We start from the raw sequence: 13,550 nt of genomic DNA, 5'->3' as shown, positions 1-13,550 counted from the left end.
CCCCAGCAGGATGGAGGTACCGCCCACCAGGGGGCCCAGCCTCGGCTTGTGCAAGGGCTGCAAATCGACCAGGCCGGCCCCGATGGTGCCCATCGCGGCTCCGGTGGCCAGCCCCCCTGTATGCCGCGGGCGACGAGCAGCCAGCCGAGTCCGGCCGCCTCGATGAAGACCACCATCGCCGCGATCTCCACCAGGAGCGAAACGATCAGTACAGGGCGCCGTCCGACGTGGTCGGACAGCGATCCGCCGACCAGAAGCGCGGCCAGCAGGCCGAAGGCGTACACGGCGAACACCAGGGTCACCGCGGTAGGCCCTCCTGCCCACGGCGACGGCAGCCAGGCCGGCGCTCTGGGCGACGGCAATCTGCCATGGAGGTTCCGGCGGCTTGTGGGCCGACACAGAGTTTGCTGTCGCTGCCCCCAACGGACCGAGGAAAAGCCCAGGTGAGAGGCCATCTGAGGGAAGCTGACCGCCGCCACCAGTCGCGTGGGGCGGGGGCCGCTGCGCATGATTGAACTGTGAATTCGAACGGGCGCCGTTCGCCTCCGCGCGGCGGTAAACCCCGTACTCAGGCTCCTGCGACGGGGCAACGCGTCTCGGTGGAGCCCCCCAGGGTCGTCGTCAGAGCGACCCGGAAACGACACAACCCCTGCACGACATCAAGGAAAGTGGGTCGTCCATGTCCGAGGCCGCAAACGAGTTGAGCAAGGCCCCCACGCCGGACACGGCCGAAGACAACGCGTACTTCCCGTCGCCGTACTCACTCAGTCAGTACACGTCGTCGAAGACCGACTTCGATGGGGTGCAGCACAAGGGCGCCTACACCCAGGGGAAGTGGAAGGTGCTCATGATCGCGGCGGAGGAGCGCTACGTCCTGCTGGAGAACGGCAAGATGTTCTCCACCGGAAACCATCCGGTCGAGATGCTGCTTCCGCTTCACCACATGATGGAGGCGGGCTTCGACGTCGACGTCGCCACGCTGGAGGGCTATCCGGCGAAGCTCGAGCTGTGGGCGATGCCCCGCGAGGACGAAGCGGTCATGGGGACGTACGAAGCCCTCAAGCCGAAGCTCAAGCAGCCCAAGAAGCTCTCCGAGGTCGTCGCCAAGGAGCTTGGAGAGCACTCGGATTACATCGCCGTCTTCATTCCGGGCGGACACGGGGCCGTCGTCGGGCTGCCGGCCAGTGAGGCGGTGGGCCAGACGCTTGAGTGGGCTCTGTCCAACGACAAGTTCATCATCACCCTGTGCCATGGCCCGGCGGCACTGCTCGCTGCCTCGCCGGGCAGGGACGAGTCGCTGTTCAAGGGGTACTCGGTCTGCGTCTTCCCCGACGCACTCGACGAGGGGCCGAACCTCGAGATCGGCTACCTTCCCGGCCGCTTGCCCTGGCTGGTGGCCAATCTGTTGAGCAAGCAGGGGCTGAACGTCATCAACGATGACATGACCGGCAAGACCCACCAGGACCGGAAGCTCCTGACGGGTGACAGCCCCCTCGCCTCCCACAAGCTCGGTCTGCTCGCCGCTGAGGCCCTGGTCGAAGCAGCCGGGACCGCGGGTTAGGGTCTGTCCTCAATGATCGCGGCGGCGGCGCGAGGAACGCAGCAGCCAAGGCCGGTCCCTGATTCCGTCGTGAGTGCAGAGCAACGGGCGCGCCTACCCGGCCCGCCCGTTCGCCCCTGCTGTCGCGCATGCCTGCGTCTGCCTGCGAAGCGGGGCGCACGTCCGGGTTGCCCCTCGCCCAGGGGATGTCTGCATGGACCACGCGCAGACCTGCACGGGGGCAGAAACAAGATGCCAATCGACGAGAGGGCCGAGCGAGTAATCCCGCTGCCGCGGGGGACGGAACTCCGCCAGGCTTCCTACACCCCTCATACGACTATCAGTGGCCTTGACCGGGATGAGCGGGAACCAGCAGGCTGTCGCCCGGCCACAGTGCGCACCCGGCTTTCGCCTCAGCCAGGTGCCTGCCGATCTCGGTCAGGACCTCGGCCCGGTCGGCGGGCCCGTACATCTGGTACCGCCTGGCCGCCGGGTCGTAGGCCCGCACCATGCTGTGAGGGCCGGAGCACACCGAGGCGCGGTAGATGTCCGGCAGTCCCAGGCTGAGAGCGTCGCATTCACGCTTCAAGATGAGCTGGAGCAGGTCAGTAGTGACCGCCTCCCAGTCGCCGACCTGCGGCCAAAGCGCACCGCCGGGCCTTGTCCACCCGTGTCCTGGTGACGCGACGGAAGATCTTCGTCTCACAGACCTGGCCCGGGATTTCATGCGGTACCCGCCGATCCCGGTGACCGTGGTTGCCCGTGCTGGTGGTGAGCGAGGTCCCTCAGCGCCTGGTATCGGCCGGCCGTGTTCTCGTCGTCGAGGTGTTCTGCTGCCGCGATCGCCGAGTCCAGTACTCCGCTCAGCCATTTCTGAGGAGCGTCTCGTAGGTACTGGTCAGCCTCGTTCAGCAATTGCCGACCCGTGTGCCCGTCGGGTGCGACCGGAACGAGGAGAAAGTGCTCCTTGACGAACGACTGCCACATGCCCATCCAGGGCCAGTCCTGAAGTGCCGAGAGGGATTGTCCGGCAGCCTGCAGGGATTGCCGTGCCTCTGTGAAGTGCCCGGCCTGCCGCTCCAGCCTGACCAAGCCCAGGAGCATGCTGGCCATGTGGCTTGATCCTGGCGAGTCGTCGCAGATCGCGATCGCTTCCTTCTGCACGGCTACGGCCTCGGCGACGTAGCCGAGATGGGCGAGGTGGAACTGGAGTGTGTTGAGCGTGCTGTCGGTTCGAGGCTCGCCGGCTGCCCACTCGGTCATGAACAGGCGGGATGCCTCACGCTCGCCGAGACGGGCGGCGTGATGGGCCCACGCCTCCAAGCCCTCGTCGGCCGGCTCGGCAGGGAATCGTTCGCGTTGCTGACCCAGCCACTCTTCGACCGCAGCGTCGGTATGGCGGGCTGAAGTGATGTCGCCCAGGATCCGGTCGCGGTCAGGGTGGGAGCCGGCTCGCACCGCTTCTATGGTGGCGGCGACGCCTCCGGTGAGAAGGTGATAGAGGTGGTAGCCCAGGGCGGTATCGAAGCTGATGTTCTTGGCTTCCCAGTGCAGCCATAGGTCCTCCACCCGCCTGTGCTCGGCGACCAGGAAGCCCGCCAGTGTCAGGTCGGGGGCCAGGCCCCAGGAGACGGCCTTGCGGTAGTAAGTGGTCTGCTGCTGGAGGAGAAAACGCGACAGCGGCAGGTCTTGGGGGCGGCGGTCGTACTGCAGTGCCCACAGAACCCCGAAGCGAGCGGCTCTATGGCAGTCGGTCACGTGGCCTTCGCCGGTGTCCTGTGAGCGGAACGCGAGGTCGGTCCACGTCGCCGGGTCCCGCCGGGCTCGTTCGAGAGCGCGTCTCGGCTCGCGCAGCAGCCGGTCCTGCTCGTCGGCAATACTCATCCTCTTCCCTCCGCTTGGTTTCTCGTGATTCTGTCTGCTCGTTGTTCGCCCGATGACTAATTCCCGGCAAGAGTGAAGTGAAGGTCAACAGCCTGCTTCCCTCACCATCAGGAGGTACGTCGATGCCGTAGATCCCCAGCTCCGGCTCATCGGATTCACGCATCGGATGCAATGTCCCGGAGTCGGTCAACGCCGTGGTGTGGCACACCTACGGGGCTCACCCCTCGACCGGGCCACGCCCCTCCCCGAGGTGGACGAGATCGCCTGGAAGCCGGCGGGAACAGGGCCGGGGGCACCGACAAGGTGATGGAGGGCATGGCCGAGTGGCAGAACCGTCCCCTCGACCGCGTTTACCCCGTTTTGTTCGTGGACGCCATCAACGTCAAGATCAGGGTTCTGTCGACGATCTTGTGATCCGGACGGTCGAGGTTCACCGTGTGAGCAGACGCGCTTGCGAAGGAGATCGAGACTGGCCCTGCCGAACATCTGGCGTTTCAGCATCTTCAGCCGGTTGATGTTGCCCTCGACGGCGCCGGAACTGTGCGGCAGAGACAGCCCGTTGCGGACCTCGTCGAAGTCGCGGCGGAGGTTGCGCGCAAAGCCGCCAGCGGAGCTGGACTGTCCTGTTCGACGTCGGTGATCCAATCTTCGAGGCGGTCGCCGTGGCGGCCGGTCATCATCGCTGCGAACTTCCTGACGTGCAGAGTGAGCCGGTCGAGTTCGGGATCGCGCTCACGCAGCTGGTGCAGCTTGTCAGCGTCCTCGTCCCGCAGATGCTCGGGGTGGGTCATGATCCACGAGGTGACCCCGCGGACCGAAGGAGGCTTCGGCCCCGGGTCGGGTGCGTGTCCGCGCCCGGTCCGGTAGCGCCGCAGATGCCGCTGAACGGCTAACTCGCCGCCGGGATAGCCGAGTTGCTTGATCCCTCGGCAAAGCTGGGCGGCGTTCCTGACGCCCTCGTTCCAGCGCTGGTGCAAGTAGCCGACGTACGGGTCGACAACATGCGCTCGTTGGAGGTTCTTGCAACGGCTAACACAATGAGGCGGATCGGCGTTGGTTGCCGTGTCCGGGGCGGGAGTTGAACGTTCGCCTCGGCGTGGTGACATCGCCGTGGATCGTGTCGGATGAGCTGTGGGACCGCCTGGAGCCGCTGCTGCCGCGGCGTGAGCGCCGCTTCCGGTAATCCCGGCCGCAAGGCGTTACCGGACCGGGAGGTGCTGTGCGGGATCCTGTACGTGCTGCACACCGGCATCCAGTGGGAGTACCTCCCGAAGGACCCTGGGCTTCGGCTCGGGCATGACCTGCTGGCGACGGCTGCGGGACTGGAACGAGGCCGGCGTGTGGCAACGGCTCCACGAGGTCCTGCATCCGCCGACGTGGCCCAGGAGGGGAGACTTGGTGAGGGCACGACTCGGCGGGCAGGCGGGCGGTGTGGGCATGCGGACGGCCCGCCGCGCCAGGAGCGGCGGGGCGGGCCGTGATTGGTGTCCGTTCTGCGCGTTCTAGGGCGCAGGGCGCTCAGCTCTCTGGCAGGTCAGTGCACGGACAGGTGGCGCATGTCCCAGCTGTGGCGGTTGCCCGCGATATCGCGCACCCACACGCGAGCTGCGCCGAGCACTGGCAGTGGACGCGATCGTGGCTGGCATCGAGAACGACCTGCCGCGCCGCTCGGCAGGTCTGCGCGGAGTGCGACTACGACCTGCGCGAGTTCAAGGACGAGTCCCGGTTGCCGTACGACATCCGCCTTCCCGAGCGGCCCACGAAGCGGCGGCTGGTGTGCGGGCAGTGCTGCAACGACGGCGTGGACGAGATGAAGCGCCTGGCCGCGCTCGCCGGGAATCTCTCGTGACCGCCGAGCCGCAGGCGGACACCCTGCTGGTCGCGGAGGTCGTGGGCCTGCTCAACGACCCCGAGAACTACGCGGTCGCCGACGTCGACAGACGGCTGGGCTACCTGGAGCGCCGGGCGTCCCTGCTGCACCGGCTCGTCGACGCCACTGGTGACGAGGCGTCGCGTACTGGTGGCCTACGTCATGAATGACCGGAAAGACACCGCCTAGCGGACGAGCACGCCGGTCAGGACGGCCACGGCACTGGCGCCGGCGAGGACGGCGCAGGCACAGGCGGTGTGGCGTTTGAGCAACTCGCGGCGCAAGGTGGCGTAGCGGGCCTCGTACTCGCTGCGGAGTTCAACGGCCCGGTCAGCCGTCGTCTGCAGTATCCGACGGGTGAGAAGCATGCGCTGACGGACATAGTGACGCGTGACGTCCTCGGCCTGGGCGCTGGTCAGCCATGGCATCCGAGCGCAGAGTTCCTCCGCCTCTCGACGTGCGTCCTCCTGGTGGGCACGGACGTGCAAGTAGCCCTCGACCGAGTTGACCAGTGCGGCCGCATCGTCGGGCGACGCGTGCTCTTCCTCTCGCCTCATCGCGCTCCGCCCTTGTGCTCGTCGGCGGACACGAGGTCCCGCCGTCCGAGGTTCGCCTGCTGCTCCAGTTGCGCGAGGTCGGGGTGGTGGAGGTCGAAGGCAGGAGATTCGGAGCGGATGCGGGGGAGCGTGAGGAAGTTGTGGCGCGGCGGCGGGCAGGAGGTGGCCCACTCCAGGGAGCGGCCGTAGCCCCACGGGTCGTCGACCTCCACGCGCTCACCGTGCATGGCGGTCTTCCACACGTTGTAGAGGAACGGCAGCGTGGACAGGCCGAGGAGGAACGCGCCGATGGACGAGACGGTGTTGAGCGCGGTGAAGCCGTCGGCGGCCAGGTAATCGACATAGCGGCGGGGCATGCCTTCGGCACCGAGCCAGTGCTGCACGAGGAAGGTGGTGTGGAAGCCGACGAACAGCGTCCAGAAATGGATCTTCTCCAGCCGCTCGTCGAGCAGGGTGCCGGTCATCTTGGGCCACCAGAAGCTGAACCCGCCGAACATGGCGAAGACGATGGTGCCGAAGAGGACGTAGTGGAAGTGCGCCACGACGAAGTAGGAGTCGGTGACATGGAAGTCCATCGGCGGCGAGGCGAGCAGGACGCCGGTCAGCCCGCCGAAGAGGAAGGTGACGAGGAAGCCGGCTGCCCACAGCATCGGCGGTTCGAAGGACACCGAGCCTTTCCACATGGTGCCGATCCAGTTGAAGAACTTCACGCCCGTCGGCACGGCGATCAGGAAGCTCATGAAGGAGAAGAACGGCAGCAGCACCGCCCCGGTGGCGAACATGTGGTGGGCCCAGACGGTCACCGACAGCCCGGCGATGGCGATGGTGGCGCCGATCAGCCCGCCGTAGCCGAAGATCGGCTTGCGGGAGAAGACCGGGATGATCTCGGTGACCACGCCGAAGAAGGGCAGGGCCAGGATGTAGACCTCGGGATGGCCGAAGAACCAGAACAGGTGCTGCCAGAGGATGGCGCCGCCGTTGGCGGGGTCGAAGATGTGCGCCCCGAACTTCCGGTCCGCCTCCAGCGCGAACAGGGCCGCGGCCAGGACGGGGAAGGCGAACAGGACCAGCACCGAGGTCAGCAGCACGTTCCAGGTGAAGATCGGCATGCGGAACATGGTCATGCCGGGGGCGCGCATGCAGATGATCGTCGTCATGAAGTTGACCGCGCCAAGGATCGTGCCGAACCCGGACAGCCCCAGCCCCATGATCCACATGTCCCCGCCCTGCTGGGTGGTGCGCTCGCCACCGCTGAGCGGGGTGTAGGCGGTCCAGCCGAAGTCCGCCGCGCCCTCGGGAACCGTCAGGCTGCCGATCACGATCAGGCCGCCGAAGAGGAACAGCCAGTACGAGAACATGTTCAGCCGCGGGAAGGCGACGTCCGGCGCACCGATCTGCAACGGCATGATGGCGTTGGCGAACCCCGCGAACGTCGGGGTGGCGAACAGCAGCAGCATGATCGTGCCGTGCAGGGTGAACGACTGGTTGTACTGCTCGTTGGAGAGGATCTGCAGCCCGGGCCGGGCCAGTTCGGCCCTGATCACCAGGGCCAGGATGCCGCCCAGCAAGAAGAAGCCGAACGAGGTGATCAGATACAGGTGACCGATCTTCTTGTGGTCCGTCGTGGTCAGCCAGGTGACGATCACCTGTCCCCGGCTGCGGCGTTCCGCCGCTGGGACCGGGGCGACCGGTTCGGTATGGGTGGCCATGGGCTCTCTCCGTCAGCAGCAGGGCAGGGGTCGGCAACATGTATCCCGCGGCCCTGCGGAAGTTAGTGCTGCTTGTCGATGGCTCACTCCGACTCGGACCGGCTCTGCGCCGCATGGCCGTTTTGGTTCGCCCATCCGGCCTGGTGGACCACGGCCCGATCGAGCGGAAAGCCCACTGACGGTCGCCGCTTCGGCGGAGAACCGCTCCTGGAGGTCAACGCCTCGCACTTCATGTCCGAGGACCTGTAGCTCGGCGACGGTGGCGCTGCCATCCTCCCGCCGCCTCCTCGTGCAGCTCGGCGCGGCTAGGCGCGCAGCGGGGTGGTGACCGACGTCTTGCTCAGGAGCCTGCAGAGCCCTGAGGGGCGGCCGGGGTCAGCACCACCTCCCAGGGCTGAGGCCGGTCGGCGGGGCACCCCGCGCAGCCGTACCGCCGTGGCCCATGGCGCCGTGGGTACCGTCGTCCGGTGCGCCGGGCAAGCTTGCGTAGACGTGGTGCGAGGCGGTTGTCAGCCGTCTTGTCAGCCGCGACCTCACCTGTGGTGTCAGCCCTGGTCGCAGCCGTGGTGGCCTGGGGCACGTTCTTCTCAGCGGCGCCCGGTTGCCCGCTCCGTCTCCCGGCTGTTCTCCGCGGGCTCCGACCGGTCGTCGTGGCGCAGGCGTATCTCGACGTGGCCGTCGGTGATCCGGGTGTCGAAGGAGGGCTGGGGGGCGGTGGCGGGGCCGCGTACGTTCCAGCCGTCGGAGAGGCGGAAGACGCTTCCGTGCCAGGGGCACTGGACACATCCGTCGGCGATGATGCCCTCGGACAGCGGTCCGGCGAGGTGGCTGCACCGGTCGGCCAGCGCGTGGACGGTCCCGCCGGTTTCGCGCACGACCAGGACCGGTACGTCGTCCACACTGCGCCGCACCGGCCGTCCGGCCGGGAACTCGTCCACGGTCCCGATCCGGTGCCAGCCCTTCGTGACCACGTGCGGCACCTCTTCGGCGTGGTTGGCGCCGGATGCCTGGCGGTAGGCGAGGTGGCCGCCCAGCATGCCGCCGACTCCGACCGCCGTCAGTCCCAGCAGGCCGTAGGCTCGGCCGGCCGCGTGGCGTCCCTTGAGGCGGCAGGTGAGTGAGGTGGCGTAAAGCGCGACGGCTGTCACGTTGCTCAGGGCGTGCACCAGGCCGACGCGTTGTTGCTGCCGGTGCAGTTCCGCCCAGTCGACCCAGCCTGCCAGGGCCGCGGGGGCGGCGGCGGTCAGGCCGACGCCGATGAGCACCTCTGCTTCACGGGAGCGGCCGGGCCGTAGATCGAGCAGGGCCGCGGACAGCCAGCTGCCGATCGGCACCTGCACCATTAGCGGATGCACGGGGTGGCCCAGCCACCTTCCGTGCAGCGCGTCCCGGCCACGCCCGAGCGGCAGGGCACGCGCAGCCCGGCCGATCGCGTCGATCACCGCATCGGCCCGGGGGGCTCGTTCCAGGCGGTCCAGCAACCACAGGACCCGGTTCTGCCGCATGCGGCGGCGTGGCATCGTGGTCATGAGCGGCCGGGTCCCCATCTGCGCGTACCGCAAACGGCCGACGGGGCGGGAGTCATCCCGTCGAGGGCCCAAAGTCAGAGGCAGACGGGCGAAGGGCCTGCCGTCGTGGTGCACGCCGACGGAGACCGGAACTGCTCTTCGCGGGCCGTCCGGTGAGGTCGGCGTACTGGGGCCCGACCGGCCGGGTCTTGCCCGTGCGTGTGGGAAGCGGCGGTGCCGGTGCACGAACGGGACGCGTTCAGTCGGCGTGTGCTGGACGCGGACGGCCTTCTCGCAGATGGCTGGCCGCATGGCGCGACGACACGCTGGAAGGCGAGGTGTGATGAAGGTGCCAGCCGCAGTGCGGGTACAGCGTGCACGCCCCGCCGATCTGCCGCACGTCGCCCACAGACGCGACTGGGAGCCGAGACGGGTACCTGGTAGGGACGACTGGGCTGCTCGTCCTCGGCCTGAGGGGACCGAACCCCGCTGGGAGTGGCCACGGGTCGACAGAGCCGATTCCGCAGGAGGAAACCGTGCAGCGGCCTGATGAAGAACTGCTGGATTTCGACACGGGCGAACTGGAGGACTGGGACGCGGAGCGCGCACGAACGGCCCTCGCTGGCGAACACGGCACGCTCTACCGCAACCACCTCGACATCGCCCGGCACCTCGACCAGTGGGCGGAGGCCGAGTGTCGGCGCACCGACACGGACGCTCGCTACAAGGCGGGCTATACGAACACTTCTCCACCGACGTCTCCTACCTCCCCGACCTCCAGGCCCGCCTCGCCGACCTGCTCCGCAGCCGCGAACGCCTCATGTCCGCCTTCGCACGAGCCTCCCGTCTGTCCACCCGCGTGCAACAGCTGGAGAACCACCTCTCCCGGCACCTCGGGCAGCAGGCATGGCGCGAATCCGGGCTGGGAGCGAGCACCGACATCGCCCAGCTACAGGCCACGATCACCCACCTCGAACAGCGTGAGACCGAACTGACCCGCCAGCTGGACGACCGGCAGGCCGAACTCGAAGCGGCGCGCGCCGCGAACCGGGAGCTGACGCGGGCGCTCAACCAGCGCGGATAACGCAGGACGCGCTGGCGGCCGGAGCCGGTCGGTCCCAGGGATCGGCTGGAGCGGACGTGTCGTCGACAGGGAACTCACCGCCAAGCCTGCAGTGCTCGGCCTCACCACCCTGTACCAGTTCATGACCTGCTACGGACGCCGGCAGGCCAGGCAACGGTGAAGGCGGGAAGCCTCACCGACTGTCTTTTGATCCAACACCCGGTGGCGTCATCGCCCGGGTCATGGAACGACCACACCAAGCAGCCAGTCCTGCGTTCACTGACCGCCTACGACCACTGACCTTGGAATCGATCATCTAGTCCATGTCCTTCAGTGCCCGGGGGCCCTGAAGGCCGTCGTCCTTGAAGGTTGGTCGTTTCTTATCGGTTTCCTGGCCGCTCTCTGGCCTCTTGCTTGAATGCCTGTTTCTAGGGTCGTTGATGTCCCCGAATGGCCTGGACCTGCGGCGTTGTGCTGCTGTCCGGCCTGTACGACGTCCCCGAAACTCTTGGAGATCTTCGACATGAACGCTCCCACGCGCGCCCTGGCCGCCGCTGTGTCCACCGCCGCCCTGCTGGTCGGGCTGGTCGCCTGCGGCGGCTCGGACTCCAGCGACTCCGCCTCGTCCTCCAACAGCGCGGCGACCGGCCAGGCAGGCGGCGACGCCCAGGCCGCGGACGGCGGTGAGGCCGAGGGTGACGAGGGCGGTGACGCGGTGGAGACCCCGCTGACCGGCGAAGCCAAGCAGAAGGCCGAGGCCGCGGCGCTGGCCGCCTTCCCCGGCACGGTGGTCAAGTCCGAAGAGGACGCCGAGAACCCCGGCACGTACGCGGTGGAGATCAAGAAGGCCGACGGCAGCGAGGTGGAGGTCTACCTCGACCCGAAGACCTACAAGGTCCTCAAGACCAAGGACGAGGCCGGCGACGAGGGCTGACTTCGCCAGAACGCCAGGGTATGGCTTGCCGACGCGGCTGCGAAGGGGCCTGCGGCCGGCGAGCCCGACCCTCTTCATTGAGCAGGCGCGTCCCCGAACGCGTATCAAGGGCTGTCCGGAAGACCGGGACGGGTTGGTGTGATCATGACCGCGGAGCGGTGGGGGTGTGAGCCTGACGCCATGCAGGTGCTGCTCATCGAAGACGACGAACGGATCGCCGGCCCGCTGGCCGAGGGCCTGGCCCGCTACGGATACGCCGTCGAGCAGGCGCGCACCGGCTCCGCGGCGCTGGCCGCGCCCGAGCCGGAGATGGTGCTGCTCGACCTGGGCCTGCCGGACATGGACGGCATCGACGTCTGCCGGGCCCTGCGCCAACGCTCGGACGTACCGATCATCATGATCACCGCCCGGGGCGAGGAGATCGACCGGGTCCTGGGACTCGAACTGGGTGCGGACGACTACATGGCCAAGCCGTTCGGCGTCCGCGAACTGGTCGCCCGCATCCGCGCGGTCACCCGCCGCGCCCGCCCTCAGACCACACCACGTGCCGACGTCCCCGGCGAGGCGGGCCGTCCTGGTCAGACGCCCAGCGCCACGGGCCCCTCGTCCACGGATGCACCGCAGGCGGTGGGACCGCTGGTCATCGACCGCCGCACCCGCCAGGTCCACCTCCACGAAGCTCCCATCGCCCTGGCCCCGAAAGAATTCGACCTGCTGGCCTACCTCGCTCTGGACCCAGGGGCGGTCTGCGCGCGCCAGCAGATCGTCGACCAGGTATGGGACCCGCACTTCTTCGGCCCCACCAAGACCCTGGACGTGCACGTGGCCGCCCTGCGCCGCAAACTGGGCGATCCCGCCTGGATCCAGACCGTCCGCCGGGTCGGCTTCCGCCTCCACGCCCCTGACGCCGCAGCGCCACCCCACGGTGCAGGCCGGGAGGCCCGGACATGACGCGGCGTCTGCTGGCCAGCTATCTCGGTCTGGTTCTGCTCGTCCTGCTCGGCCTGGAGGTCCCCTTCGGCCTCCTGTTCGCCCGCGCCGAAACGTCCCGCCTGTCCAACAGCATCGAGCGGGACGCCGGAATGCTCGCCGAACTCGCCGAGGAACGCATCGAGGAGAACAGCACCGACGAACTGCCCGAACTGGCCACCGACTACGCAGAGCGAACCGGAGCCCGGGTGGTCGTCGTGGACCGCACCGGCGCTGTCCTGACCGACTCCACCGCCACCACACCCGTCGGTACCGATCTGTCCGCGCAGCCGGACATCGCCACCGCCCTGCGCAACCAGACCACCGTCGGCACCGCGCCCGACCCGGACAACGGCACCCAGACCCGCTACGTCACCGTCCCCGGTTCCTCCGGCGAGACCATCCGCGGTGCCCTGCGGCTCAGTTACCCCACCGACGTCCTGGGCGGCCGGGTCCACGACATCTGGCTCACCCTCGCCCTGACCGGCCTGGGCGTGCTGGCAGCCGCGACACTGATCGCTCTGGCTCTGGCCCGCTGGATCATCCGCCCCGTCCACGCCCTGGAACGCGCCACCACCCAGCTCGCCGACGGCACCCTCACCAACCCGCCCGCCACCAACCTCGGGCCGCCCGAACTGCGCCGCCTGGCCGCCTCCTTCACCCACACTGCCACCCGCCTGCAGCATCTCCTCACCTCCCAGCGTGCCTTCGCCGCCGAAGCCTCCCACCAGCTGAAAACCCCTCTGACCGCGCTGCGGATCCGGCTGGAGAACTTCGAACCCCACCTCGATCCGGCCGTCCATGACAGCCTGGACGAGGCCATCGGCGAGACAGAACGCCTCGGCCGCGTGATCCAAGGACTGCTCTCCCTGGCCCGCCTCGAGGCCACCGCCACCACCCCGGAACCCACCGACCTCGACGCCGTGGTAGCCGACCGGGCCGCCACCTGGGCCCCCTTCGCCGCCGAACACCACGTCCACATCACCACCGGTGGCCGCCCGGCCGGCCACGTCCGTGCCATCCCCGGCGCGCTGGAACAGATCATCGACAACCTGCTCGCCAACGCCCTGCGCGTCTCACCCTCCGGCACCACGATCACCCTGGCCACCTGCCGCGTGCCGCAGGGCGTCGAACTGCATGTCATCGACCAGGGGCCCGGCATGAGCGAGACCGAACGCCGACGCGCCTTCGACCGGTTCTGGCGCGCCTCCGACACCCACCACGACGGCACCGGCCTCGGCCTGCCCATCGTCGAACAACTCACCCGGGCCAGCGGCGGCCACATCACCCTGGAGGCCGCCCCAGGCGGCGGCCTCGACGCCATCGTCCTGCTGAGCGCGGCTAACGCCCCCGCTCCCCACCCCCAAGCACCCGCCGACCACCCCGCACGGCCCCACCAAGGCCAAGGCCCTCGGCCGACCGCTCCACCCAAGCCCATTGGCGCCCCGGAACACGCACGCCGCTGACCGGGGCCACGACCCCGCCGCGCCCACCGCCATGGCTGGGCATCTTTCCC

12 protein-coding genes and 3 pseudogenes are annotated in these 13,550 nt (G+C 68.6%); 9 read left to right on the top strand and 6 right to left on the bottom strand.

From position 1 onward, the window contains the following. Positions 1–125 precede the first annotated feature (125 nt). Positions 126–455 (bottom strand): annotated as a pseudogene (locus tag ACSU6L_RS39115) (MFS transporter); the annotation flags it as partial. A 224-nt stretch (positions 456–679) separates the two neighbouring features. On the opposite strand from ACSU6L_RS39115, the gene hchA reads away from it, so the two are divergent. Continuing rightward, complete coding sequence (gene hchA, locus ACSU6L_RS39110; RefSeq protein WP_437064404.1) at positions 680–1,561, top strand: glyoxalase III HchA; 882 nt, start codon at positions 680–682, stop codon at positions 1,559–1,561. A gap of 702 nt (positions 1,562–2,263) precedes the next feature. Here hchA and ACSU6L_RS39105 read toward each other — a convergent pair. After that, entirely contained in the window at positions 2,264–3,424 is a 1,161-nt protein-coding gene (locus tag ACSU6L_RS39105) for a hypothetical protein (protein ID WP_437064403.1), read from the bottom strand. A gap of 294 nt (positions 3,425–3,718) precedes the next feature. On the opposite strand from ACSU6L_RS39105, the pseudogene ACSU6L_RS39100 reads away from it, so the two are divergent. Then, positions 3,719–3,817: pseudogene (locus ACSU6L_RS39100) on the top strand (transposase); the annotation flags it as partial. A gap of 110 nt (positions 3,818–3,927) precedes the next feature. On the opposite strand, the gene ACSU6L_RS39095 reads toward ACSU6L_RS39100, so the two are convergent. Then, positions 3,928–4,401: a hypothetical protein gene (locus ACSU6L_RS39095; RefSeq protein WP_437065256.1), complete on the bottom strand. Its 474-nt coding sequence runs from the start codon at positions 4,399–4,401 to the stop codon at positions 3,928–3,930. Between the two features lie 122 nt (positions 4,402–4,523). On the opposite strand from ACSU6L_RS39095, the pseudogene ACSU6L_RS39090 reads away from it, so the two are divergent. From ACSU6L_RS39090 to ACSU6L_RS39080, 3 genes and pseudogenes are all read left to right on the top strand, one after another. Then, positions 4,524–4,789: pseudogene (locus ACSU6L_RS39090) on the top strand (transposase); the annotation flags it as partial. A 202-nt stretch (positions 4,790–4,991) separates the two neighbouring features. Then, a complete protein-coding gene (locus ACSU6L_RS39085) occupies positions 4,992–5,273 on the top strand; it encodes a hypothetical protein (protein ID WP_437064402.1) in 282 nt (93 codons plus the stop codon). Next, entirely contained in the window at positions 5,270–5,464 is a 195-nt protein-coding gene (locus tag ACSU6L_RS39080) for a hypothetical protein (RefSeq protein WP_437064401.1), read from the top strand. The genes ACSU6L_RS39085 and ACSU6L_RS39080 overlap by 4 nt, the downstream gene beginning before the upstream one ends. A gap of 15 nt (positions 5,465–5,479) precedes the next feature. Here the strand turns inward: ACSU6L_RS39080 and ACSU6L_RS39075 are convergent, their stop codons facing one another. From ACSU6L_RS39075 to ACSU6L_RS39065, 3 genes are all read right to left on the bottom strand, one after another. Further along, complete coding sequence (locus ACSU6L_RS39075; protein ID WP_437064400.1) at positions 5,480–5,851, bottom strand: hypothetical protein; 372 nt, start codon at positions 5,849–5,851, stop codon at positions 5,480–5,482. After that, on the bottom strand, positions 5,848–7,560 hold the full coding sequence (gene ctaD / locus ACSU6L_RS39070) for an aa3-type cytochrome oxidase subunit I (RefSeq protein ID WP_437064399.1): 1,713 nt from the start codon (positions 7,558–7,560) through the stop codon (positions 5,848–5,850). The genes ACSU6L_RS39075 and ctaD overlap by 4 nt, the downstream gene beginning before the upstream one ends. Positions 7,561–8,147: 587 nt before the next feature. Then, positions 8,148–9,080 carry a Rieske 2Fe-2S domain-containing protein gene (locus tag ACSU6L_RS39065; protein ID WP_437065214.1) on the bottom strand — a complete coding sequence of 311 codons (933 nt, stop codon included), beginning with the start codon at positions 9,078–9,080 and terminating at the stop codon, positions 8,148–8,150. Between the two features lie 682 nt (positions 9,081–9,762). Between ACSU6L_RS39065 and ACSU6L_RS39060 the strand changes: the two genes are divergently transcribed. From ACSU6L_RS39060 to ACSU6L_RS39045, 4 genes are all read left to right on the top strand, one after another. Beyond that, a complete protein-coding gene (locus tag ACSU6L_RS39060) occupies positions 9,763–10,152 on the top strand; it encodes a hypothetical protein (RefSeq protein WP_437064398.1) in 390 nt (129 codons plus the stop codon). A 502-nt stretch (positions 10,153–10,654) separates the two neighbouring features. Next, positions 10,655–11,065 carry a PepSY domain-containing protein gene (locus ACSU6L_RS39055; protein WP_437064397.1) on the top strand — a complete coding sequence of 137 codons (411 nt, stop codon included), beginning with the start codon at positions 10,655–10,657 and terminating at the stop codon, positions 11,063–11,065. 180 nt (positions 11,066–11,245) lie between these two features. Continuing rightward, positions 11,246–12,016: a response regulator transcription factor gene (locus ACSU6L_RS39050; protein ID WP_437064396.1), complete on the top strand. Its 771-nt coding sequence runs from the start codon at positions 11,246–11,248 to the stop codon at positions 12,014–12,016. Beyond that, positions 12,013–13,500 carry an ATP-binding protein gene (locus ACSU6L_RS39045; RefSeq protein WP_437064395.1) on the top strand — a complete coding sequence of 496 codons (1,488 nt, stop codon included), beginning with the start codon at positions 12,013–12,015 and terminating at the stop codon, positions 13,498–13,500. The genes ACSU6L_RS39050 and ACSU6L_RS39045 overlap by 4 nt, the downstream gene beginning before the upstream one ends. Positions 13,501–13,550: the final 50 nt, after the last annotated feature.

The organism is Streptomyces sp. enrichment culture (genome assembly GCF_964272855.1).
Taxonomy (GTDB): domain Bacteria; phylum Actinomycetota; class Actinomycetes; order Streptomycetales; family Streptomycetaceae; genus Streptomyces.
This window is presented reverse-complemented; position numbering and strand designations above follow the sequence as displayed.